The organism is Nocardia sp. NPDC058633 (genome assembly GCF_042717045.1).
Classification (GTDB): domain Bacteria; phylum Actinomycetota; class Actinomycetes; order Mycobacteriales; family Mycobacteriaceae; genus Nocardia.
In genome coordinates, this window is the sequence record NZ_JBHXRA010000002.1 from 306,435 (window position 1) to 330,761 (window position 24,327).

The following is a 24,327-nucleotide window of genomic DNA, read 5'->3' on the forward strand; positions in this document are numbered from 1 at the left end:
GCGGATATCTGGCGTCCGCGCCGATCCCGCGCGTGCCCGAATCGGGCAACCCTGTCAGTGGCTGCCGTTAACCTGCGCACTATGTCAGTGCCCTTGTCCGTGCCCCTTGCCGACACCGCCGCCGCGCCGGTCCATCGGTCGCGTCCGGCGTTGTCGCCCTCGCGGGCAAGCGATTTCAAGCAGTGCCCGTTGAAGTACCGGTTGCGGGCGATCGATCGGGTGCCGGAACCGCCGTCACGAGCCGCGGTGCGCGGAACCGTGGTCCACGCGGTCCTCGAAGATCTGTTCGGGTTGCCCGCGGCCGAGCGTCAGCCGGAACGGGCCGCGCAGTTGGTTCCCGCGGCGTGGGAGCGAGTGCGGGCGGAACGGGACGGGGTGGACGAGCTCGTCGCCGAGGGCGGGCCGCAGGCATTGTTCGACGAGGTGCGCAAGCTGGTCGCGAGCTACTACGAGCTCGAGGATCCGCGGCGATTCGAACCACACGCCCTGGAGGAACGAGTCGAGGTCGACCTCGACGGCGATATTCCGCTGCGTGGTTTCGTCGACCGGATCGATGTGGCGCCCACCGGCCTGCTGCGGGTGGTCGACTACAAGACCGGGCGCTCGCCCGGGCCGATGCACGAAGCGCGCGCCCTGTTCCAGCTCAAGTTCTACGCGCTGATGATCCTGCGCACCCGCGACATCGTCCCGGCCCAACTCCGCCTGATCTATCTGGCCGACAAGAACATCCTCACCTACACGCCCGAGCGTGCGGAATTGGATCGCTTCCAGCGCATCCTCACCGCACTCTGGCAAGCCATCATCGACGCGGGCAGAACCGGGGACTTCCCGCCGACTCGCAACTCGATGTGCAAGTTCTGCGACTTCAAGCCCTTGTGCCCCGAGTACGGCGGCACGCCGCCGCCCTACCCTGGTTGGCCTGTCCAGGCCGCGGTCCCGGTCGACCTGGTGACAGAACGCCTGCCCGAGGACGTGTGACCGCGATCGGCCTCGTTCGCACCGAACTGCTCGCTTCGGCACCTCGACTCGGGTGGTCCGGGTTACGCTGCGAACACCCTATGCAACTCGTTGAATATGAGGTGAGCTGACAGATGCATCCTTTCCGCGCGGCGGTCGAAGCACGAGACGAAGCGGCCATCGAGGCACTGCTGGCCGAGAACGTGGTCTTCACCAGCCCTGTCGCCTTCCAGCCCTATCCCGGCAAGGCCATCACCGCGGCCATCCTGCGCGCGGTGATCCGCGTGTTCGAGGACTTCCACTACGTGCGCGAGATCGGCGAGGGACGCGATCACGCCCTGGTGTTCGAGGCCACCGTGGACGGCAAGCAACTGTCCGGCTGCGATTTCATTCACCTCGACGACGACGGCAAGATCGACGAGTTGACCGTGATGGTCCGTCCGCTGTCCGCTGCGACCGCCCTGGCCGCGAGGATGGGCGAGCAGTTCGAACGCATCAAGGCCGAGGCGACCGCGAGCAGCCCGGCCGATTCCTGAGGCTGCCCGCGGCGAGCCCTCACCCCGCGAGTCGCGGGAACAGCAGCGCCGAAAGCGTCGAGGCCACAGCTGGATTCACGGCAATCGCCGAGCCCGGCGCGACAGTCGGCACTAGCGCAGGCGGCGTTCCTCTTCTTCTTCCAGGCGGCGCCGCTCTTCTTCGCGCTCGACCTGCTCCTTCTCGACCTTCTCTTCGTGCTCGTTCTTGTTCGACATGTTCGCCCCGATCAGTGATTGTCCGGACACATCTGCGATCCAGCCTACCCGCGGCGGTGCGCCCCTCGGCGCATCGATAAGCGAGGCAGCGACAGTAGGGCGACTACCTTCGGACCGACGGGGAATCCCTTCGACAGCGCGCTCGCAGCGAAGTGTTCGCCTCGGGTCGTTGTCCACCGAGTCGAGGAGAGAAATGAAGCGCACCCTGTCCAGGGCCATGGCCGCTGCCGGTATCGCACTGGCGATCGGGACCTGTCCGACCGTCGCCTCGGCCGATCCGCCGGCCGGGCAGAGCGGCGCCCACCCTGTCATCGGCGGCGGGCCGACGGCACCGTTCGACCCGCATTGCCCGTTGTGTTTCGTGCGTGAGGCGCTCGAAAGTCTCTCCGCGCAGTAGATGCGGTCGCCATACGGCCGGAAGCCCCATCACCTGGATGAACGCAGGTGATGGGGTCCCGTGCGCCACTGCTCAGAAGGCGCGGCAGGAGCGGATGTCGGTGGCGAGGATGGCCTTGGCGCCCAGGTCGGCCAGCCGGTCCATCAGTTCGTTGCCCTGCTTACGGGGGACGAGGGCGCGCACGGCCACCCAGTCGGGGTCGGTCAGCGGGGAGACGGTCGGTGATTCCAGGCCGGGGGTGATCGCTACTGCCTGGTCGAAAAGTGACTTGGGGCAGTCGTAGTCGAGCATCAGGTACTGCTGGGCGAACACGACGCCCTGGATGCGGTTGATCAGCTGGTTGCGCGCGCGGTCGTCGCGGTCGGACCCGGTGCGTTCGATGAGCACGCCTTCGGAGTCGCACAGGGACTCGCCGAACGCGATCAGATTGTGCTGACGCAGGGTGCGGCCCGAGCCGACGACGTCGGCGATGGCGTCGGCGACCCCGAGCTGGATCGAGATCTCCACCGCGCCGTCGAGACGGATCACCTCGGCCTCGATGCCGAAACGCGCGAGGTCGGCACGAACCAGGTTCGGGTAGGAGGTGGCGATGCGCTTGCCCGCCAGATCCTCGACCTTCCAGTCCTCGCCGGCGGGGGCCGCGTAGCGGAAGGTGGAGCGGCCGAAGCCGAGCGAGAGCCGCTCGCTCACCGGGGAACCGGAGTCCAGTGCCAGGTCGCGGCCGGTGATGCCGAGGTCGAGCTCACCGGAGCCGACGTAGATGGCGATGTCCTTGGGACGCAAGAAGAAGAACTCGACTTGATTCGCGGGATCGAGGACGGTGAGATCACGGGAATCGGTCCGCCTGCGATATCCGGCCTCGCTCAGGATGGAGGTAGCGGATTCCGACAGCGAGCCCTTGTTGGGAACGGCGACGCGCAACATGGGGATGGGGTCCTTTCGGGGAAGTGAGAACGTGTCGATCGGGACGGATCAGCCGTCACAGATGTCGGTACACGTCCTCGAGCTTCAGCCCACGACCCAGCATCATCACCTGGACCCAGTACAGCAGTTGGGAGATCTCCTCGGCGAGCGCTTCATCGCTCTCGTGCTCGGCGGCCAGCCAGATCTCACCGGCTTCTTCCAGGACCTTCTTGCCCTGGAAATGAACGCCTGCGTCCAGCGCGGCCACGGTGCCAGATCCCTCGGGACGGGTCTGGGCACGCTCGGTCAGCTCGGCGAACAGGGATTCGAAGTTCTTCACGAGTAGAGATTGTTTCATACCCGACCCAGCGGTTTTCCCGGCGCACCGCGCGGCGCGGCACGCCGGGAAACGATCACGCCGGTGGAGCGAGCAGTTCGCGCAGGTCGGCTACGGCCGTGCGCAGGTGGTCGGCGAAGGCGTACATCTGGTCGGACACCGACTTCGGCGTGGCCAGGTAGACGTTCCACCGATCCGGCAGCAGTACGTAGGCGATGCCGATGCAGCGCGGGCTGGTGGAGCCGAAACCGAAGTAGCGGATGTACTTCGACGGAGCCGAGCTGGTCGACAGGTAGTCGTCGCGCATGACCGTCCAGCCGGGGCTGTCGAACAACGCGATCCGCTCCCCTGCCACCCCGAGCTGTTCGCCACGGCGACGCTGGATCCATTCCAGTTCCCACAGGTGCTGCTCGGGCGCCTGCCCGGCCTGGCATTCCTTCGCCCGCGCGACGTGCGCGGACGCGGCGGTGCGCGCCGCGGCCAGCTTGGTCTCGGCGTCGGTGTCCTCGGACACCATCGCGTCGACGAAGGCCACCATCTCCGGGGTGACCACGCGCATGGCCTCGGTGCGGCCGTTGCGGAACTGCCGGGTGGCGATGGACTCGTAGGTGGCGCCGGTGAGCCCCTTGCTGCGCCGGTGGGCGAGCTGGTAGCTGAGTTGAGCGAAGGCATCGGGTGAGATGCCCAGCTTCTTGGCCTCGCCGGTCCCGAAGTCGTCGAACGACACCAGCGAGGTGGCCGTCTCGGCGGCGAAGCGGGCGAAGTCGGCGCCGGCCGCGGCGATGTCGGCGCGGGCGGCGGAGTCGAGCACGAACTCGATCGGCTCCACCGAGGGCAGTCCCTGCGATTGGGCCCCGCTGGTCGCCGCGTGGTCCTGGGCGGTCCGCTCGAGCAGCGCGTCGACGAACGACAGCACGGTGGTGCCGTCGAGCCCGCAGTGTTCGATGTTGATACCGGCCTGACCGTCGGCGAAGACGATGAACGACACCGACTTGTCGAAGTAGCGGTTGCCGCTGTCACCGTGGAGCAACTGATCGCAGGCGTGCAGTTCGTCGCGCGGCGCGAAGTCTTCCAGGCACACCGAGAACAGCGCCGTCTCCACCGCGTCGAAGGCCTCGACATTGGCGGGTTCGGCGCGCAGCGTTTCCCTGCTCCGTGCCCACAGCGCCCGGGCTTTCGTGGTGAGATGCCCGACCGAGGTGTCGGTCGCGGCGGGCTTGGTGCCGCCCTTGATCACCGCGCGCAGCCCGTCGACCACGTCGTCGAACGCGTACGGCGCACCGTCGGGCCCGATCACATCCATCCGGAAGATGTTGCCGCGGTAGAAGACAGCGATGTGGCGGGCGTCCGAGGGCCCCGGCCATTCCGGGCTGTAGGGCTTGCGCACGCTGTCCTGGATCTCACCAGGAATCCGGGTCTCGGAGAACAGGTACTTGTTCTGCCACATCGACAGCGCCTGGCCGCGCTGGGTCACCGGCGCGATCTTCTCCGCGTCCAGCGCCAGCTTGTAATCGACAGCCGCCCCGATGATCGCGGCTGCCCGCTCTGCCTGACCGGCCACGGTCGACGCGGCCAGCGGGGTGTCGTCGCGGAACAGGAACACGAAGTTGGCGTTGATCGCGATCCGGTCCCGACGGCCCAGATACCGCGACGGCCAGAATTCGTCGAGCCAGCTGCCGACGCCGGGAGTGGCGTCGTAGTCGGCCAGCGCGGCATGCAGGGCGCGTCCCGCCCCACCGGGGCGCAGCAGCTCGGCTACCGCGCCCTCGGTGGTGGCGTATTCTTCGGCGCCGAGCAGCGGCTGACACCACTGCAGGAACCGCGCGCAAGTGTCGTCCAGACTCGGCAGCGGTACCCGGGGCAGCGTGTCTTCGGCGGCGAACGTGGGTTGGTTCAATCCAAGTCCTCAGGTTTCGATGGGATGCGGGCGGGACAGGAACAGGTTGGCGTAGAGCCAGCCTTCTGCTTCGTGGTCGGTGGTGTCGATTCCCTTGGCCGCCAACGCATCCAGCACCTGTTGGCGTTCTTGTGCCGAAGCGAACCTCCGCTGCTGGAACATACCGGGACGTTGCTCGCTGCGATAGCCGAGCGCGGCCAGTTCCTCGGCGATGGGACCGAAATCGAACATCCGCAACACGAAATGCGCCATCCACGGTCGCTTGCGTGGATCGGCTTGGGCGACCCTGGACAGGGTTTTCTCGGTGATGTAGCCGACGCATCCGGTGGAGATCACCAGATCGGCGGAGGCGAGCACACGGCGCTGTGCCTCGGTGGGCTCGGTGGCCTCGAGGTCGGCGTGCACGTAATCGTGCAGGAGTCCGGCGGCGTGGGCGTAGGTCAGCGCCGGGCGTGCGGCGTCCATCCCGATGAAGCGTACGTCGGGCATCAGATCACCCCGCAACCGCTCCCGGTCGGCGGCGATCAGCCCGATCTTGTCGGTGTCGGCGTGATCGCGGTAGTGCCGGGCCAATTCGTCGACGGTCGTGTCGCTGCGCAGCAGCGCCGCGTTCACCCCGTAGGAACAGCCGAGGTCCAGAACCGTCGGAATCCGGTCCGGCCGTGCGACCCGCAGCTGGCGCAGCTGTTCGGCGAAGTGTGGCTTTGCCAGTTCCGGGATCCGGTAGTCCAGGTCGTTCATCCGCTCGAAATAGGCACGCGGATCGGGACTTTCATAGATGTCGTCGAAGGATGCTTTGCCGGTGGTGTGCAACGGAACGGACATGGGCGGTTCCTCTCAGTCGAGCAGTCGGTCACCTCGGACGGCGTCGGCCGCGGCGGCCACATGGTCGGGCAGGACACGGCCGAACAACTGCCTGGTGCGTTCGACCGTGCCGATCACCCCTGGTCGGTCCGTGTAGGCGAAGATCGCCGAATGTCGTTGCCCCGCACCGGCCACCTCGGTGACGCGATGCAGGGAGAAGCGGCCCTTGAACAGCTGCAGATCGCCGGGGCGCAGTTCCAGCGCGCGGATGAAGCCGGTGCCGTCGCCGGTGAGCACGGCGCGGACGTCGTCGAGGTGCTCGGCGTGCGGATCACGAATATTGGGGCAGTACTCGAACACGCCGCCGGCGTCGGGCTTGCGCGTGAGCATGCTGACCGTGAACTCGTTGGTGTCGAAATGCCACGGATGCGACATCCCCGGCTCGACCACGTTCAAGCACAATCCGGCCAGCGGGTCGGCGAACTCGTGCAGATCGTCGAGTTCGAAACAGTCGGCGACGAACCGCTGGAACACCGGATCGGTGTAGAGGCGTTGGATCAGCGCCTCGGCGGGGATGCGGTCGCGGGCCACGAAGGCATTGCCGCGGTCGAGCACGATCCGCGCCGGATGGTCGGCGGGCAAGTCGGCGTCGAGGGGAATGTTGTAGGCGTTGACGCGCTCCACCTTGTAATGAGCGTGCGGCGCGATCGCCTCCCCTTCGGCGCGCAGCGTATCGAGCAGCTGCGGCCGGATGAACTCACGCAGGACCGTACAGCCGTCCTCGGCCAGCTCGGCACGGGCGGCCTCGATGGCCGCCCGCCTACCCGAACCACCGAGATCGGTGAGTGGATACCGTGCGATGTCGACGATTTCGTCAAGCCCCCGCGTGCCCGTCATGTACTCAGTTTGCGGGAATATTCGGGCGCGCGCTCGCGGTTTCGGCAAATCGGGCATATCCCGGGAAGATCACAATCGGGCGAAATCAACTGTGCGGCAATCGTTTTCGCGGATTCAACCTGGGTTTCGGTACTATCACGGTAGGGTATTACGCCCTATCACGTGGTGCCGTCGAAAGATTCAGACGCGAGCGTCGAGTGCGGCGCGCAGATCGTCGACCGACAAGCCGATCAGCGACTCCCGGAATACCCGTCCGGGCGCCTCGGGAACCGCGATTTCGCACGGAATCACAATCAGACCGCAGCCCGCGCCCTGTGCGGCGAGCGAACCGGTCGGCGAATCCTCGATCGCCACACAGTCACCCGGGTCGACCCCGAGCAGTTCGGCGGCGCGGCGGTAGATCGCCGGATCGGGCTTGCCGTGCGCCACTTCGTCACCGCAGACGGAAGTGTCGAAGAAATCGCGGCCGAGGGTGTCGAGGCCGAACTCGGTGAGCGAGCGCTTGGTGTTGGTCACCAGCGCGCATTTCAAGCCGGCGGCGCGCACCATTCCCAGCGCGTCCTTGGCGCCGGGACGCCACGGGATCGGGCCGAGCATCAACTCGGTGACCCGGCGTTCGAGAAATTCCCCCGCCTCGACGATCGCCGCCGCCGTCGGCACCACCCCGATGCCGTCGAAGAGCATGCGCAGCGCATTAGGACCGGAGGCGCCGATCAGGGCGTGGCGGACCTCGTCGGTCAGCTCGCAGCCGTGCTCGCGGGCCAGTTCCCGAACCGCGATGTCCCACAGCTTCTCCGAGTCGAGCAGCGTGCCGTCCATGTCCCACAGCACCGCGGCCGGTCGCGCGCTCACCTGTTACTCGCCTCGTTCTCGTCACACATCCGCGGAAGTGACCGGCGGTCGCCGGGCCCCGTTCAGGGTAACGGGTCCGCCTCAGACGCCCGATCCGGCGATCTGCAGCTTGCCCGCGTCGCCGGAGACCTGGATCCAGCGATTCTCCGAGGTCACCGTGCCGTTGGCGAGCCGGTAGGTGAGGGTGACGACCGCGCGGTTCGGCCCGCTGGGGGTGATCGAGCCGACAGTCACCGACCGTACCGACGACCAGAACGACGAGTACTGCCCGAATCCGCCGGTCTGCGCCTGGTAGCCGGGAGCCAGCTGCGCCCACGCCCCGCTGATATTGCCGGGCAGCATGCCGTAGTACCCGGCGATGAACTGGTTGACCCGCTCGGGGGTAGGTGGGCCGAACGGTGTGGTCGTGCTGGTCGGTTTCGGTGTGGTGGGGGTCGGCTCGGCCGTCGTGCTGGTCGGAGGCGCGCCGGTGGTCGTCGCACCGCTCGGCACCGCCGCGGGTGGGGCCGAGACGGTGATCGTTTCCTGCTCGGGCACGATGACGACGGTGCTCACCTTGCCGTCGACCATCGTCGTGACGGTGACCGGCGATGCGGGGGCCTGCGCCTGCTCCTCGGGCTCACCGCCCCGGTCGCGGGTCGCCACCAGCACGACGAGCATCACCGTGAAGGCCGCGACGGCCGCGGCCAGCAGCAAGACGGCGCGACTGTTGTTCGCGCGGTCGGTGCGCGAGGGCGGGGTGGGAAACGACGGGTGCAGGCCGGAACCGTCCGTCGGTCCGGCTGCTGCCCTGGCCCGCGCCTGCGCCTGGGCGCCCGCGTGTTCGACACTGTCCGCGTTCGAGGACCCGCGGTCGCGGTCTGCGTTCGAGGGCGCGAGGTCGCGCGGCCGCACGAGGCCTGGATCGCCTGCCGCCGCCTGGCCGACTGCGTCGGTCCGGGCTGCCGTGTCCGCCGCCACCGACCCCACGACGCCGGATGCCGCCTGCCCGAGCCGACCCGATTCCTGCGGTGCGCCCGAACCCGCACCCGTCGACGTTCGACCCGAGATCGCCGAACGCGCCGCCTTGGCCATGGCCAGCCCGCTGCCGAACAGCGCGGCCGCACCCGATTTCGCCGCCGCTTCCCCGTTCGCGGGGTCGCCGAGCCCCGGGGTCGGCGACGTCGCGCTGATCGGCAGAATCTTCGTCGCCGAAGCAGGCAACACCGGAACCCGGCCCGCGGCAACGTCTTCCAGCGCTGCCCGGGCCTGCGCCATCGTCGGCCGGTCCTCGGCGGACGCGGTCAGCAGCCACATCAGTACCGGAGCGAGCGGGCCCGCGTTCCTCGGCTCGGGCACCACACCGCGCGCGACGGCGTGCAGCACGGCGAGCGGATTGTCCCCCTCACCGAACGGGGGCGCGCCCTCGGAGGCGGCGTACAGCGTCGACCCCAGGGCGAACACGTCGGCCGCGGGCTTCGGGTTGTCACCACGTGCGATCTCGGGCGCCAGATACGCGGGGGTGCCTGCCAGGAACCCGGTGGCGGTGACGGTGACGTCGCCGGTGGCGTGCGAGATGCCGAAGTCGGTGAGCTTGACCGTGCCGTCGTCGCCCACGAGCAGGTTGGCCGGTTTCACATCACGGTGCATGATCCCGGCGTCGTGCGCGGCGGACAGCGCCGCCGCGGCCTGGGCACCGATTCCCGCCACTTCGATCGGTGGCAGCGTCACACCGCCTGCCAGCTTCGCCGCGAGACTCGGGGCGTTCATGTACTCCATGACCAGCCACGGCTGGCCGTCCTCTTCGGCGACATCGAAGACGGTGATGGCGTTGGGGTGGTGCAGGCGAGCCGCGATCCGGCCCTCCCGCATCGCGCGCAGCTTCCCTTCGAGGGCCTGTGTTCCCGTGAGTCCGGGCGCGAGTAGCACCTGCTTCACGGCGACAGTGCGTCGCAGCCGAACGTCGGTGGCGCGCCACACGACGCCCATCGCGCCCGTGCCGATCGGGTCGGTGAGTCGGTAGCGTCCCGCGATCAACCGATCCGATGTCATATTCTGTGCCCCTCCTGCTTACCGCTGAGTCGTCTCGCCCTCCGCGCCACAGCGGGATGAAACTTTCGAAAATCCTACGTGCTGAACTGCTTCGGTCCTGTTGCGAGACAGCCCGGCCCATGGACGCCGCGCCGCATCGTGACCAGACTCACAAGCGCCGCGACGACAATCGGACCGGTCCACCGGACCGATCCGACTGCCGTCGCGGTTGCCAGTCTCTCAGGCGTTGAAGTATTTCGCCTCCGGATGCAGCAGCACGAACGCGTCCGTCGACTGCTCGGGATGCAACTGCAGTTCCTCCGACAGCGTCACCCCGATCCGGCCCGCGTCGAGCAGATCGACCAGCTTGGCGCGATCTTCCAGGTCAGGGCAGGCACCGTAACCGAAGGAGTACCGCGCGCCCCGGTAGCCGAGTTTGAAGTAGTCCTGCACGTCGGCGGGGTCCTCGGCGGCCACCGACTTGCCCTCCACGGTCAGCTCTTCGCGCACCCGGCGATGCCAGTACTCGGCCAGCGCCTCGGTGAGCTGCACGCCCACACCGTGCACCTCGAGATAGTCACGGTAGTTGTCGGCGGCGAACAACTCGTTCGCGAAATCGGCGATCGGCTGACCCATCGTCACCAGCTGGAACGGCAACACATCGACCTGCCCGGTCTCGCGAGCCTGCTCACGCGAACGGATGAAGTCGGAGATACACAGGAACCGGTCGCGCTGCTGGCGCGGGAAGGTGAACCGATACCGTTGCGGCGCATCAGGTTTCGGCTCGGTCAACACGATGACATCGTCACCCTCGGACACCGCGGGGAAATACCCGTACACCAGTGCCGCGTGCTGGAGCACGCCCTCGGTGGCCAGGCGATCGAGCCAGGCCCGCAACCGCGGACGCCCCTCGGTCTCCACCAGATCCTCGTAGGTCGGGCCTTCACCCTTGCGCTGTCCGCGCAGACCCCACTGCCCCAGGAACAGTGCCCGCTCGTCGAGCAGACCCGAGTACTCCGCCAGCGGCAGACCCTTCACCACCCGGGTGCCCCAGAACGGGGGCGTCGGCACGGGGAGGTCCGTGGCGACATCCGAGCGATCGGGCACCACGATCGGCACCTCGGCGGCCTTGCGCTCGGCGGCGATCCGCTGGGACCGCTCGTGGCGGGCCTTGCGCTCGGCCGCCTTCTCCCTGGCCGCGATCGCCGCGGGGCTGTCGGGGTCGAGGCCACCGCCACGCTTGACGGTCATGATCTCGTCCATCAACCGCAGGCCCTCGAACGCGTCACGGGCGTAGTACACGTCGCCGTCATAGACCTCGGTCAGGTCGTTTTCCACATAGGACCGGGTCAGCGCGGCGCCACCGAGCAGCACCGGGAACTGTTCGGCGACACCCTTGGTGTTGAGTTCGCCGAGGTTCTCCTTCATCACCACCGTCGACTTCACCAGCAGCCCGGACATGCCGATCACGTCTGCCTTCTTGTCCTGCGCGGCGTCGAGGATGGTCGCGATCGGCTGCTTGATGCCCAGGTTCACGACCTCGTAGCCGTTGTTGGACAGGATGATGTCGACGAGGTTCTTGCCGATGTCGTGCACATCACCTTTGACCGTGGCGAGCACGATCCGGCCCTTGCCCGCGTCGTCGGTGGCCTCCATGTGCGGTTCCAGGTGCGCCACCGCGGTTTTCATCACCTCGGCCGACTGCAGCACGAACGGCAACTGCATCTGCCCCGAACCGAACAGCTCACCGACGGTCTTCATGCCCGAGAGCAGGGTCTCGTTGATGATCTGCAGCGGCGGCACCGTCTGCATCGCCTCGTCCAAGTCGTCACCGAGGCCGTTGCGCTCGCCGTCGACGATGCGCCGTTCGAGTCGCTCGAACAGCGGCAACAAGGCCATCTCCTCGGCGCGCGAGGCCTTCGACGACGCCGTCGAAACACCCTCGAACAGTGCCATCAGCTTCTGCAGCGGGTCGTAGTCCTCGGTGCGCCGGTCGTAGATCAGATCCAGGGCCACCTGCTGGTGTTCCTCGGGGATCCGGCTCATCGGCAGGATCTTCGACGCGTGCACGATCGCCGAGTCCAGGCCCGCTTCGACACATTCGTGCATGAACACCGAGTTCAGCACCTGCCGGGCGGCCGGATTCAGGCCGAAGGAGATATTCGACAGCCCCAGCGTGGTCTGCACCTGGGGGCGGCGGCGCTTGAGCTCGCGGATGGCTTTGATCGTCTCCTCGCCGTCCTTGCGCGACTCCTCCTGCCCGGTGCCCAGGGTGAAGGTCAGGGTGTCGATGATGATGTCGGACTCGGCCAGGCCCCAGTTGCCGGTGATGTCGTCGATCAGCCGTTCCGCGATCGCGACCTTGTGATCGGCGGTGCGGGCCTGGCCCTCTTCGTCGATGGTCAGCGCGACGACGGCGGCACCGTGCTCGGAGACCAGGCGCATGATCTGCTGGAACCGTGAGTCCGGGCCCGCGCCGTCCTCGTAGTTCACCGAGTTCACCGCGCACCGACCACCCAGATGCTGCAGACCTGCCTGCAACACCGGCACTTCGGTGGAGTCGAGCATGATCGGCAACGTCGAGGCCGTCGCCAGCCGCGAGGCCAGCTCGTTCATGTCGTCGGCCCCGTCACGGCCCACATAGTCGACGCACAGGTCGAGCATGTGCGCGCCGTCGCGGGTCTGGTCCTTGGCGATCTCGAGGCAGCGCTGCCAATCCGCGGCCAGCATCGCGTCACGGAAAGCCTTGGAGCCGTTGGCATTCGTGCGCTCACCGATCATCATGATCGACGCGTCCTGCTCGAACGGCACGGCGGTGTACATGCTCGATACGGCCGGTTCGTGCTCGGGGTGACGACGATCGGTGATCGGGGGCAGGGTCTTCTCGACCTCGCGCACCGCCTCGGCGACCTGGCGAATGTGCTCAGGAGTGGTGCCACAGCAACCACCCACCAGCGACAGCCCGTACTCGGAGACGAACCCACTCATCGCGATGGCGAGCTCTTCGGGCGAGAGCGGGTACTCGGCGCCGTTGGCACCGAGCACCGGCAGGCCGGCGTTCGGCATCACCGACACCGGGATGGTCGCGTGCCGCGACAGATGCCGCAGGTGCTCACTCATCTCGGCCGGGCCGGTGGCGCAGTTCAGGCCGATCATGTCGATGCCGAGCGGTTCCAGCGCGGTGAGCGCCGCGCCGATCTCACTGCCGACCAGCATGGTGCCGGTGGTCTCCACGGTGACGTGGGTGATGATCGGGATCCGGCGCCCGGCGGCGATCATCGCCCGGCGGCTGCCGGTGATCGCGGCCTTGACCTGCAGCAGGTCTTGGCAGGTCTCGATGAGAATCGCGTCGGCACCGCCGTCGAGCATGCCGAGCGCGGCCTCGGTGTAGGCATCACGCAGCGACACGAACGGCGCGTGCCCCAGCGTCGGCAGCTTGGTGCCCGGCCCCATCGAGCCGAGCACATAACGCGGGGTGCCGTCGGCCGAGGGGCCCATCTCGTCGGCGACGTCGCGGGCGATGCGCGTGCCACGCTCGGACAGGTCCCGAATTCGGTCCTGGATGTCGTAGTCGGCCAGGTTGGGCAGATTGCAGCCGAAGGTGTTGGTCTCCACCGCATCCGCGCCGGCGGCGAAGTAGGCACGGTGGATGTCGGCGAGCACGTCGGGGCGAGTGTCGTTGAGGATCTCGTTGCACCCCTCGAGGCCACGGAAGTCGTCGAGCGACAGATCCGCAGCCTGCAACATCGTGCCCATCGCACCGTCACCGATGACGACACGCCGGCGCAGCGTGTCGAGGAGCGTGGTATCGAACCCGGTGGGCAAGGACGCAGACATGTTTCAAGACTAGAGGGCGCCTCCGACGAACAAGAGCACTGTGGGTGAATCGAGTGGTCTCGGCCACACCGATCGGCGGAAACACGCAACACCGTCGGTCACCGCAAAACAATTCGCACGAGACACTAGGCTGACCGGGTGGATGCCAGTGAGACCCCCGAGACGGAACTGCCGACCTTGCGCAATCCCGTCATGGTTGCCGCCTTCGAGGGCTGGAACGACGCCGGCGATGCAGCCAGCGGCGCCGTCGAACATCTGGAACTGATCTGGGATGCCGAGCCGCTGGCCGAACTCGATTCCGAGGACTATTACGACTACCAGGTGAACCGGCCGACCGTGCGTCAGGTCGACGGGGTGACCAGGGAGATCCAGTGGCCATCGACGATGCTGTCGGTGTGTTCCCCGCCCGGCAGCGACCGTGACGTGGTCCTGCTGCGCGGCATCGAACCGAACATGAAATGGCGCAGCTTCTGCGACGACCTGCTCGAGTTCATCGAGCAACTGGGCGTGGAGACCGTCGTGATCCTCGGCGCACTGCTGGCCGATACCCCGCACACCCGCCCGGTGCCGGTGACCGGTTCGGCCTACAGCCCCGAGGCGGCCGAGCGGTTCAATCTGGAACAGACCAGGTACGAGGGCCCGACCGGGATCACCGGCGTGCTCCAGGACCAGTGTGTGAAGGCCGGTGTGCCCGCGGTGTCGTTCTGGGCCGCGGTTCCGCACTATGTGTCGCAGCCGCCGAACCCGAAGGCCACGATCGCGCTGCTGCACCGGGTCGAAGACGTCCTCGACATCGAGGTTCCGCTCGGCGAGCTGCCCAAACAGGCCGAGGAGTGGGAAGCCGCGGTCAACGAGATGACCCTCGGCGACGAGGAGATCAGCGAGTACGTGCGCTCGCTCGAGGAGCGCGGCGATGCGGCGATCGATCTCAACGAGACCATGTCCAAGATCGACGGCGACGCCATCGCGGCGGAGTTCGAGAAGTATCTGCGCAGGCGCGGCCCGGGTAGTTTCGGCCTGTAGTTCCGCGCGCCCGGCTCTGATCCTGCGCCGGCATTCGTTCGGCCGCTGTCGCGACCGCGAGATCGTGTTGTCACCGCTGGCCTGTTGGTACTTAGTTCTCGGCTGGGCCGGAACGAAGGCGACGGCAGTCTGGCAGCGGCTGTTCGTCAGCGCCGTGCTGCTGGCTTGTGTGCCCGGATATTTCGGCGTCGCCGAACGGGAACACCTTGTCGTGGCGGGCATCCGGTGTTCGGCGACCAGCGACCGCTCGCACTGGCGGTCCGGCCGGCCGCCGGTGCGACCGCTACCGAGATGGTGGATCGGCGCAGGCGTCGGATCCCATGGCTAATGCTCCAGAGTCAGCACTTGAGCGGCCGCCTCGTGCGCCAGCTTCGCGATCAGCAGGTCGCGCGGAATCGTCTGACCGGCAAGGTGATCGAGTGACGGCACCACCACGTGGTGGGCATCGGCCCGCTTCAATTCCTGGGTGAGTTCGGCGAAGGCAGCACCGTCACCCGAGGGTGCTTCGTGGAAAGTCGCGGCGAAACACATGCCCGCGGTGCGTGCGAGGCTGCGTAGCGCATCCTCCAATTGGTCGCTCTGGCCATCGGCCAGATCGTCCCGCAAGTATCCATAGATCAACGCTTCCACCCGAACCTCCGTTGGATTGGGATCGCTGTTCTGTTGTCGGACCTGGTGTGTACCGATCCCCCCGCGCCACGCGGTGCGCCGCGCGGGGGTACTGCGTTGCCCTGCAAGCTCTCCTGCACAGCGGGTATCCGGTTGTCGGGCCGAGTACCTGCTTCCATCATGAACATTCGCGGTCCTCGGCAGCAGATGTCAATACGATGACATCTACATGCCCTATCCGGGACGCCGAACGTTAACTGGTGGAATACTACCGCCGTGACCGCAACTGATGATCGACCCGTCTGGGCTGTTCGGATGCGCTCGGAACGTGACGCGAGGGGGTGGTCGCAAGCCGATGCTGTTCGCGCTATGCGTGCCAAGTCCTCCCACAACCTGCCGACGGACAGTACCCTGCTGCGCAACTGGCGCCGCTGGGAATCCGGGGAATCACGACCTGACGAGTTCTACGCGCCGATCATCGCGGCCGCGTTCGACACCGTCACCGCCGCGTTCTTCCCCAAGGCCCGCCCCAACCGGGATGACGAGCTGTTATCGGCAACCGGCATGGACACCCTGGAGTTCATCGGACGACTCAGGATGTCCGACGTCAACAGCGCGACCCTCGACGCGGTGCGGATCACCGCCGAAAGGCTGTGCTGCGAATACGCCTACGCCGACCCGTACGCACTGCACACCGAGGGGACCGCGTGGCTGCGCCGGATCACCTCGCTGCTCGACGGCCGACTCACCCTGAGCCAACATCGGGAGATCCTCGTACTGGCCGGCTGGGTGGCGTTGCTGGTCGGTTGCGTCGACTACGACCTCGGCCGTCGAGGTGGCGCGGAAGCCACTCGGCGGGCGGCGGATTCGCTGGGGCGCGAGGCAGGCAATGCCGAGATCGTCGGGTGGGCCGCGGAGATGTCGGCCTGGTTCGCGTTGACGCAGGGCAACTTCCGTGGCGCGATCGATGTCTCGGAGAAGGCGATGGCGGGCACCACCTCGATGAGTGTCGGGGTGCAGTTGGCGGCGCAGCGCGCCAAGGGCTGGGCCCGTTTGGGTGATCGTCGCAATGTGCAGACCGCGCTCGACGAGGGCAGGGCGATCCTGTCGCGGATGGGTCATCCGGCCGATCTGGACAACCACTTCGTCGTCGACGCCACGAAGTTCGACTTCTACGCGATGGACTGCTGCCGAGTGGCAGGCCAGGACCGACTGGCCGAACGCTACGCCCAGCAGGTGATCAGCGATTCGACTCGACCGGACGGTTCGATCCGCAACCCCATGCGGGTCTCGGAGGCGCGGCTGACCCTGGCTGTCGTCGCCGTCCGCGATCGCGATCTCGAGCGCGCGGTCGAGGAGGGCGTCGCGGCGTTCTCCGCGGGGCGCAAGTCGCTGCCGTCACTGGCGTGGATCGCGGGCGAGGCGGCCAGGGAGATCATCGAACGCTACCCAGGAGACCACCGCACCCAAACGTTTCTCGACCAGCTGCGATCCCTCAATGTCGGGTGAGCTCGCCGGCCCGTGCCACGCCGATCGGGGACGGGTCCGGCGGAGCACGGGAAGGCCACCACTAACCTGTCTACGGTGACCGACTCCGCCGACGGCCTGCCCAGCGCCGTACCCGCCCTGTGGGACGAACGTCTGCGGTTGTTCTCGTTCGCGACCGCCGAGAAACGCGCGGACTACCTGCGGGTGCTGCGCGCCTTCGACAGCGCTCGGGCCGCCTACGTGGTGCTGTTGCACGCCGACGACGTCGCCGAGTGGATTTCGAAGGCCGAGGTGGGCGGCCGGGTCGAAGCGGCCGCGGGTGTCCCACTGCCCGCGGTCGAGATCGGCCCGCTGCTCGAGCAGTTGCATCGCTGGGGCGTGCTGGAACGCAGCTACGACGGCACCCGCGCCGCCACCCTGGCCGAGTACCGCAACCGGCACTACGTCTACCAGTTCGCGCAGGCGGGGTTCCAGGCCTATCGCGCGGTGGCCGGGGTACTCGCGGCCAGGATGGAGGACGCGTCGCTGTCGCGGCTGGTGCTGCCCGAGTTGCTCGCCGATCTGCGCACGTTGGCCGCCGCCAACCGAGACGGCGACGCCGAGCGGGTCTACACGACGCTGCGCAGGCTCGACGCCGCGCTCACCGACATGGCCGCGCGGGCGGCGCACTTCTACCTGTCGCTGGGCGACCTGGTGCGCACGACCGAGATCACCCCGGAATCGTTTCTCGCGCACAAGGACGCCCTCCTGGCGCACATGCGCGAATTCAGCATGGATCTGGCCCGGTTCGCACCGCGGCTGGCGGCGGCCATCGGCGAGGTCGAGCAGACCGGCGTCGAGCTGTTGATCGGTCGCGCGGCCCGGTGCGACGAGCGGGTGTTGTTGAGTTCGGCCGAGCGCGAAGCGGATTGGCGCTCGCGCTGGGACGGCCTGCGCACCTGGTTCGTCGCCGCGGGCACCGAATCGTCGGACACCTGCGAGGCCGACCGGTTGCGCGAGGCGACCATGAGCGCGATCGCCGCGGTGCTGTCGCTGTTGCGTCGGGTCACCGAGACCCGACGCGGTGGGATCAGCCGCGAATCGGCGTTGCGCCACCTCGCCGAGTGGTTCGTCGCCACGCCCACCGCGGGCAGCGCGCACGCGCTCTACGACGCGGTGTTCGGGCTGGGCAAGCCGCGTCATCTCTCGCTCGAGCATCCCGATGCGGAGCTGATCCCCACCAGCCGATCATGGTGGGAAGCACCGCCTTTGGAGATCTCGCGCACCCTGGCCGAAACCGGGCGCGCGCCCACCGCGGGTGCCCCCGCCCGGATCGCGCGCAACGACGCGGGCGTGCGGCGGTTGCGGGAAGCCCAACTGGCGGCGCAGCGGGAACGCGCCGCCGCCGCCGCTTCGCTGGCCGCGGGCAATGTGCACGAGCGGGTGCTGGATCAGCGCGAGACCGAGGTGCTCTTGCGCCTGCTCGACGCGGCCTCGACCGCCTGGGTGCCCGTGAGCGGAAAGGTCGACGGCACCACGGGTTCCGACAACGGTGTCACGTTGACGGTGCGACCCTGCGACGGGTCGACAGTGATCCGCACCGCGGCGGGACTGCTCCATCTGAACAACCGCAGGCTCGAGGTGCGCGGCGGTTCGGCGCGACGGGGGGTGACGCGATGAGACAGCGTCAGATCCACGCGCGCGGCTTCGACGTCCATCGCGTGGCATCCCGGCGGGCCTCACCCACGCCGACACGACACGGGGCACCCCGATGAAGCGGCAGCGCATCGACGCGCTCGCCCTCGACAGCTATCAGCGTGCGGCCCGGGTGATGCTGGCCAACCACCTGGTCACCCGGGTCTACCCCGATCGGATCGCGTTGCCGTTGATCCGGCGCTGGGCGACGGAATTGCGCGAGGATCTGGCCGAATTGTTCGGTTACCGCCTGGAGGTCACCGAGACCACGGCGCGGCTCTACCCGGTGCACGACCGGCTCGACGACGCCCGGCCCGCCCGGAGCGTCAACGACCGTGTCTTCGATCGTCGCCGCTACGCCTACCTGTCTCTCGCGCTCGCCGCCCTCGGCCGGGCGGGCGATCAGATCACCCTGTCCGAGTTGGCCGAGCACGTCGCCGATTACGCGAGCCGGATCGAGGGCCTCGACCTGTCGACCGAGCGGGCCGCCGATCGCGACGCCTTCGTCGATGCCGTCGGCTGGCTGGGCGCGCGGGGTGCGCTGACATTGGCCGACGGCGACGCGGGCGGCTGGGCCAGCGACCCGGAGGCCGGCGAGGCACTCTACGACATCGACCGGCCGGTGGTGTTCGCCCTGTTCCGGCCCCCACGAGCACTGCAACATCTGCACAGCGTGCGCGGACTGCTGGCCGACGACGCCGACCAGGCCTCGCCCGATCAGGCCCGCCGGGTTCGCCGGGCACTGGTGGAGCGCCCCGTCGTCTACCTCGACGAGCTGTCGCAGGCCGAGCGGGCGCTGCTCGGCCAGGACCGGCTGCTCGGCGAGGTCGAATACTGCACCGGCCTGCGGGCCGAACGCCGAGCCGAAGGTGTGGCCCTGATCGACACCTCGGGTCGACTCTCGGACACGCGCTTTCCCGGCACCGGAACCCTGGCGCAGGTGGCGCTGTTACTGATCGGCGAGATCGCCGACGCGGTCCTCGACATCGACAATCCGGTCCCCCGCCGCCCCGGCGCGCTGCGCGCCGACGATGCGCTGCTCGACCAACTCGATGCGTCCATCCCCACGGCGGGCGTGTTCGCCCCGCTCGCCGACGACATCGAAACAGATTTCGTCGACGAAGCGGTCGAGTCCACCGAACCGGTCACCTATCCGTTCCTGGACGACGGGTGGGTCCGCGCCACGGTCAACGCGCTCACCGACCGCTACGGCGCGACCTTCGCCGCGCAATGGCAGGCCGATGCCGGCGGGCTCACCACCGAGGTGCTCGCGCTGCTCACCAAGCTGCGGCTGATCAGCCCGGTCGACGACGGGCTTCTGGTGTTGCCCGCGCTGGCCAGATATCGGGGCGCGGTGGTCACCGTGCGCGTGCGCAAGACCGAGGAATTGTTCGTCACCGCCGCCGACACCGACGGCAGCACCGGAGAGGCAGTGGTCTGAGCATGTCACTCGTTCACGGCGGAGTGCGGTTCGTCCCGACTCGGGCGGGCATCGTCAACCTGTGGGATTACCGCGATCAGGAGTTCAGTTTCGCCGACGGGCGCCTGGTGTTGCGCGGGCCCAACGGCTCCGGTAAGACCAAGGCGCTCGAGGTGCTGTTCCCGTTCGTGCTCGACGGGCGGATCGAACCACGCAGACTGAACCCGTTCGCGGGAGAAGAACGCACCATGAAGTCGAATCTGCTGTACCGCAAGCAGGAGTCGGCCTACTCGTATGTGTGGATGGAGTTCGCGCGCGGTAGCTGGGAGGACCCCGAGACGGTCACCGTCGGCATCGGCATGCGCGCCACCCGCTCCTCGGACAAGGTGACCCGCTGGTACTTCGTCGCCGACGGCCGCGCCGGAGTGGACTTCTCCCTCATCGGTCCCGACGATCGCCCCCTCACCCGCAAGCAACTGGCCGAGCAGATCGGCAGCGACGCCATCGTCGACCGCCCCGTCGAGTACCGCGCGGCGATCGACGCGCGCATGTTCGGACTCGGCGTGCAGCGCTACGACCAGTTGATCAACCTGATCCTCACCCTGCGCAGGCCCCAACTGGCCAAGAACCTCGACCCGCGCGGCCTGTCCCAGGCACTCACCGACGGCCTGCGCCCCCTCGACGAGCAGTTGATCCTCGACGCCGCGCGCTCGTTCAGCGACATGGAGGAGGTCGGGCGGACCCTCGACGGCCTCGTCCAGGCCGACACCGCCACGCGCCGTTTCGTCGACGTCTACCGCAAATACCTCGCGGTTCAGGCGAAAACCGATGTCGACCAACTCCGTGCCCGCCTCGACGCCGTCACCAACGCCGCGACCGCGCTCTTCGCCGCGACAGCCCTGCGCACCCGCCGCGAGACAGACCGCACCGAAGCCGAGACCAGGGCCGAGAACGCCGACCAGGCCTACGAACAAGCCATCGCCGACCGCGAAAACCTGCAACGTTCCAGCGCCTACGAGGGCAAACAGCAACTCGACGACCTGGCCGACGCCGTGCGACGCCTCGAAACCTCCGCCGCGGCCCACCGCGACAAGGCCGCCGAGGCCGCCCACACGCTGCAACGCCGCGCCGAGGAAGCCTCCCGCGCCGCCGAGGCGGTGCGCACCGCCTCGGCCGCACTCGTCCGCGGCGAAGACGCCGTCCGCGCCGCCGCCGAAGAGGCGGGCATCGAGTGGACTCCACCCGGCGCCGACGGCCGCGGTGACCACATCACCACGGCAGTGCGCGGCAACGCCGAAGAACGTGACGCCGACGTCCGCGCCGTCCGAAAAGCGCTGGGCAAGTGGGAGACCGCCGCGGCCGACCGCACCCGTTCCGAACGCCTCGCCCAACGCGCCATCGAACTGCGAGACTCCGCCGCCGCGGAAGTGGCCCATGCCGAAGCCGCGGTAGCGCTGGCCCGCAGTGAGTCCGCCGCTGCCCTGCGCTCCTGGTGGAACACCAACACAGACGTGTTCGCCGCCGTCGCGACACCGGTGAGCGCTACGGCCGACGACTCCCGCGCCACCGAAGGCAGCGACCGGTCCGTCGACTCCGCCTGCGGCGAGGTCGAGTCCGGTAGAACCGTGGGCTTGTTCGAGGCACTCGAAGCGGCCATGGCCGGTGCGGGTGTGGCCGACATTCCGTCCGCATCGGAGGTTTTGGCCGAACGGTGCGAACCATTGCGGGAGCAGATCCGCACCCGAGTCCAGGAAGCCCGCTCCCGCGCCACCGCAGCCGCGGCTCGTGTCGACGCACTGGGTGCCGAACGCGCGCAGATCGCCGCCCAGCGCGACGACGCTCCCCCACCACATCCCGCCAGAACCGGTGTCCGAGAAGGTCTTCCGGGCGCGCCGCTGTGGCAGTTGGTGCGCTTCGCCGACGCGGTGTCCCCGCAGGAGGCCGCCGGGATCGAAGCGGCGCTGCAGTCCAGCGGTCTGCTCGACAGCTGGGTCTGTGGCCCGGCCCTGCCCACAGACATCGAGTCCGACCACTTCCTGCTCCCCCTCCCCGTCGACCAGCGGCCCACCGGCCGAACCCTCGCCGATGTCCTTGTCGTCGAAGAGGATTCGGCAGACCTGACGGTCCCGACGGAGACCGTCGCCGCGGTGCTCGCCTCGATCGCGTTGCGCGAGGATGTCGCCACTCTCGGGGCTGATGCCCGCGCTGAGCGCACACTTTCCACCGAAACGGTCGATATCGCGACGCCGCGAGCGATTGGTGAACGCTCAGCGCGGTACACCCCGCCGACCGGCACCGCACTCACCGCACTGACCACCGCCGACGTACCCCACCTCCTGGTCGCCGGCACCGGCACCTTCCGCCAAGGCGTAGTCGTCGGCCACCATCACAAGACCGAAGCCGAGTTCATCGGCGCGACCGCGCGAGCACGCCGGCGTGAGTCCCGCTTGGCCGAGATCGAGGCCGCGATCGAAGCGGCCGCTGCCGAGCAGCAGGCCGCCGAGGCGGCCGATGCTCGCGCCAGCGCGGAATCGGGTGCGCTCTCGGCCGCGGCAAAGGCGCTGCCACGCCCGGCGGCGGTGAGCGCGGCACTGCGCGCCGTGGCCGAGACCGCGGGTCTGATGCGATCCCGGGTGGAGGCGGCGACGCAGGCCGAGCGTGAACTCGACCAGGCCGTCGCCGAAGTCGCGGCCATGGACAAGAAGGTTCGCGCCGCCGCCGCGGCACACCGAACCCCGCGTGAGGCACGCGAACTCGACGCGCTGGCCGCCGCCATCCGTCATTTCGAGAACACCGGCACCGGCCTGCTTCGCCTACGGGCCGAACACGAGCGCGAACGCGAACGCGAACGCGAGGGCGCCGACCGTCACGACGAGGCGCGCGCGCTCGCCGAGGCTTTCGCCGAAGAGGCCGAGGCGGCCCGACTCGGCTTCATCGAGCAGCAGCGCAAACTCGACACGCTGCGTGCAGCGTTGGGTGCCGGCGCCGCCGATATCGACCGCGACCTGGATCTCGCGCGCAGTGCCATCGAAGCGGCCAAGGCCGAACAGCGGGCCGCGCGCAAGGCCGCCAATGCCGCCATCGAAGCGGTGGGCGACGCCGAGGCCGCCTATCGCACCGCCAACGAAGCACTCGCCACCGCTCTCGGCGAGGTGCTCGCCGAGGTGCGTTCCCTGGCGCCTTACGCGCGACCCGATCTGTTGAGCCTGCTCGGCGCTTCCGTCGAACACCGGTGGCCCGGTAGCGATGCCGCGTGGTCCACCCCGGAGCAGTTGCAGTACCGCATCGTCGCCGCGGGCCCGGACGCCGATCCGGTGGTGCTGCCCGACGAGGTGGCCGCCCTGTTCGCCGATCTCGACACCGCCACCAGCCAGGTTCGTGCCACCGAGGCCGGGCGCAAGTCCACCCGGTCCGCCGTCACCACCGCGCTCCAGGAGTTCGACGCCGCCCTCACCGCCTCCGGCCGCGACTATCGCCTGAACTGGGACGCCGCCGACGGGCTCACCGTCGTCGCGGTCCACGACGAGAACGGCCAGGCCGCTCTCGCCGACTTCGCCGCCCGCATCGACACCGCCCGCCGCGACCAGGAACTCCTGCTCACCGATGCCGAACGGCGCATCCTCGAAGACGCGCTGCTGACGGGCCTGGCCCAGCAGATCCACGAACGCACCACGGACGCGCGCGAACTCATCTCCCGGATGGGCGCGGAGATGAAGCAGCGGCGGATGTCGTCGGGCAACACCATCGGCGTGCACTGGATCCTCGCCGACGGCCTGTCGGAGTCGGCCCGATCCATCTGCAAACTCCTCGACCGCGACACCACGGCGCTGAGCTCGGACGACCTCGGCTCGGTGCGCGCCCACTTCGCCGCCGAGATCCGTGCCGCCCGCACCGCCCACCCGGAACGGTCCTACCCCGAAATCCTCGCCGCGACCCTCGACTACCGCACCTGGCGAGTCTTCTCCTTCACCCTCATCTCCGGCGACGGCACCGAGGACAAACTCACCGTCGCCCGCCACAGCGCCCTCTCCGGCGGCGAACAATCCGTCTCCCTGCATCTGCCTCTGTTCGCCGCCGCCCACGTGATGCTCGACTCCGCCGACCCCCAGGCTCCTCGCCTGCTGGCCCTGGACGAAGCGTTCGCCGGTGTGGACGACAACGGCCGCAGCGAATTGCTCGGCCTCAGCGTGCAATTCGACCTCGACCTGTTCATGACCGGCTACGACCTGTGGATCACCTACGCCCACGTGCCCGGCTGCGCGCACTACGACCTGGCCCACTCCACCGCCGAGAACACCGTCAGCGCGACGCTTCTCGTCTGGGACAGCGGTGAGTTGCTCGCCGAACACGACGGCGGCGACCTCACCGCGGCGCTGGGCTCGCCCAACCGCCGCCGCGTGCCCAACACCATCGAGGGCGGACTGACGCTGGAGGGCATGCCCGGCGAACCGGCATCGGTGAGCTGAACTG

Annotated in this window: 18 protein-coding genes; 8 read left to right on the forward strand and 10 right to left on the reverse strand. The window is 68.4% G+C overall.

Annotated features, from left to right (window positions below; all coding sequences use genetic code 11):
• Positions 1-81: 81 nt before the first annotated feature.
• The gene (locus ACFWUR_RS03555) at positions 82-978 is read left to right on the forward strand and encodes a RecB family exonuclease (RefSeq protein WP_378901260.1); all 897 of its coding nucleotides are present in this window, start codon (positions 82-84) and stop codon (positions 976-978) included.
• 113 nt (positions 979-1,091) lie between these two features.
• On the forward strand, positions 1,092-1,493 hold the full coding sequence (locus tag ACFWUR_RS03560; RefSeq protein ID WP_378901263.1) for a nuclear transport factor 2 family protein: 402 nt from the start codon (positions 1,092-1,094) through the stop codon (positions 1,491-1,493).
• Between the two features lie 111 nt (positions 1,494-1,604).
• Here the strand turns inward: ACFWUR_RS03560 and ACFWUR_RS03565 are convergent, their stop codons facing one another.
• The gene (locus tag ACFWUR_RS03565; RefSeq protein ID WP_378901265.1) at positions 1,605-1,739 is read right to left on the reverse strand and encodes a hypothetical protein; all 135 of its coding nucleotides are present in this window, start codon (positions 1,737-1,739) and stop codon (positions 1,605-1,607) included.
• Between the two features lie 163 nt (positions 1,740-1,902).
• On the opposite strand from ACFWUR_RS03565, the gene ACFWUR_RS03570 reads away from it, so the two are divergent.
• Positions 1,903-2,106, forward strand: coding sequence for a hypothetical protein (locus ACFWUR_RS03570; protein ID WP_378901268.1), 204 nt, complete (start codon positions 1,903-1,905; stop codon positions 2,104-2,106).
• A gap of 72 nt (positions 2,107-2,178) precedes the next feature.
• Here ACFWUR_RS03570 and hisG read toward each other — a convergent pair whose 3' ends face one another.
• The 8 genes from hisG to metH all read right to left on the reverse strand — a co-directional run bounded on the left by hisG (position 2,179) and on the right by metH (position 13,643).
• Positions 2,179-3,030, reverse strand: a complete 852-nt coding sequence (gene hisG, locus ACFWUR_RS03575; protein ID WP_378901271.1) for an ATP phosphoribosyltransferase — start codon at positions 3,028-3,030, stop codon at positions 2,179-2,181.
• Positions 3,031-3,085: 55 nt separating this feature from the next.
• The gene (locus ACFWUR_RS03580; RefSeq protein WP_174562637.1) at positions 3,086-3,367 is read right to left on the reverse strand and encodes a phosphoribosyl-ATP diphosphatase; all 282 of its coding nucleotides are present in this window, start codon (positions 3,365-3,367) and stop codon (positions 3,086-3,088) included.
• A 55-nt stretch (positions 3,368-3,422) separates the two neighbouring features.
• The gene (locus tag ACFWUR_RS03585; RefSeq protein ID WP_378901274.1) at positions 3,423-5,243 is read right to left on the reverse strand and encodes a choline/carnitine O-acyltransferase; all 1,821 of its coding nucleotides are present in this window, start codon (positions 5,241-5,243) and stop codon (positions 3,423-3,425) included.
• A gap of 9 nt (positions 5,244-5,252) precedes the next feature.
• Positions 5,253-6,068, reverse strand: coding sequence for a class I SAM-dependent methyltransferase (locus ACFWUR_RS03590; protein ID WP_378901277.1), 816 nt, complete (start codon positions 6,066-6,068; stop codon positions 5,253-5,255).
• A 12-nt stretch (positions 6,069-6,080) separates the two neighbouring features.
• Positions 6,081-6,944, reverse strand: coding sequence for an arpA protein (locus ACFWUR_RS03595; protein ID WP_378901280.1), 864 nt, complete (start codon positions 6,942-6,944; stop codon positions 6,081-6,083).
• A gap of 180 nt (positions 6,945-7,124) precedes the next feature.
• Positions 7,125-7,796, reverse strand: a complete 672-nt coding sequence (locus ACFWUR_RS03600; protein ID WP_378901282.1) for an HAD family hydrolase — start codon at positions 7,794-7,796, stop codon at positions 7,125-7,127.
• A gap of 81 nt (positions 7,797-7,877) precedes the next feature.
• Positions 7,878-9,827, reverse strand: coding sequence for a serine/threonine-protein kinase (locus ACFWUR_RS03605; protein WP_378901285.1), 1,950 nt, complete (start codon positions 9,825-9,827; stop codon positions 7,878-7,880).
• A gap of 219 nt (positions 9,828-10,046) precedes the next feature.
• Complete coding sequence (gene metH / locus ACFWUR_RS03610; RefSeq protein ID WP_378901288.1) at positions 10,047-13,643, reverse strand: methionine synthase; 3,597 nt, start codon at positions 13,641-13,643, stop codon at positions 10,047-10,049.
• A gap of 192 nt (positions 13,644-13,835) precedes the next feature.
• Between metH and ACFWUR_RS03615 the strand changes: the two genes are divergently transcribed.
• On the forward strand, positions 13,836-14,666 hold the full coding sequence (locus ACFWUR_RS03615) for a PAC2 family protein (protein WP_378901575.1): 831 nt from the start codon (positions 13,836-13,838) through the stop codon (positions 14,664-14,666).
• Positions 14,667-14,990: 324 nt separating this feature from the next.
• On the opposite strand, the gene ACFWUR_RS03620 is transcribed toward ACFWUR_RS03615, so the two are convergent.
• Positions 14,991-15,296: a hypothetical protein gene (locus ACFWUR_RS03620; RefSeq protein WP_378901291.1), complete on the reverse strand. Its 306-nt coding sequence runs from the start codon at positions 15,294-15,296 to the stop codon at positions 14,991-14,993.
• Positions 15,297-15,644: 348 nt separating this feature from the next.
• On the opposite strand from ACFWUR_RS03620, the gene ACFWUR_RS03625 reads away from it, so the two are divergent.
• From ACFWUR_RS03625 to ACFWUR_RS03640, 4 genes are all read left to right on the forward strand, one after another.
• Positions 15,645-16,784: an XRE family transcriptional regulator gene (locus ACFWUR_RS03625; RefSeq protein ID WP_378901294.1), complete on the forward strand. Its 1,140-nt coding sequence runs from the start codon at positions 15,645-15,647 to the stop codon at positions 16,782-16,784.
• A gap of 132 nt (positions 16,785-16,916) precedes the next feature.
• Positions 16,917-18,422 (forward strand): TIGR02677 family protein, encoded by a 1,506-nt coding sequence (locus ACFWUR_RS03630; RefSeq protein ID WP_378901578.1) that lies wholly within the window; start codon positions 16,917-16,919, stop codon positions 18,420-18,422.
• A 91-nt stretch (positions 18,423-18,513) separates the two neighbouring features.
• Positions 18,514-19,878 (forward strand): TIGR02678 family protein, encoded by a 1,365-nt coding sequence (locus ACFWUR_RS03635; RefSeq protein ID WP_378901296.1) that lies wholly within the window; start codon positions 18,514-18,516, stop codon positions 19,876-19,878.
• Between the two features lie 2 nt (positions 19,879-19,880).
• Positions 19,881-24,323, forward strand: coding sequence for an SbcC/MukB-like Walker B domain-containing protein (locus ACFWUR_RS03640; RefSeq protein ID WP_378901299.1), 4,443 nt, complete (start codon positions 19,881-19,883; stop codon positions 24,321-24,323).
• Positions 24,324-24,327: the final 4 nt, after the last annotated feature.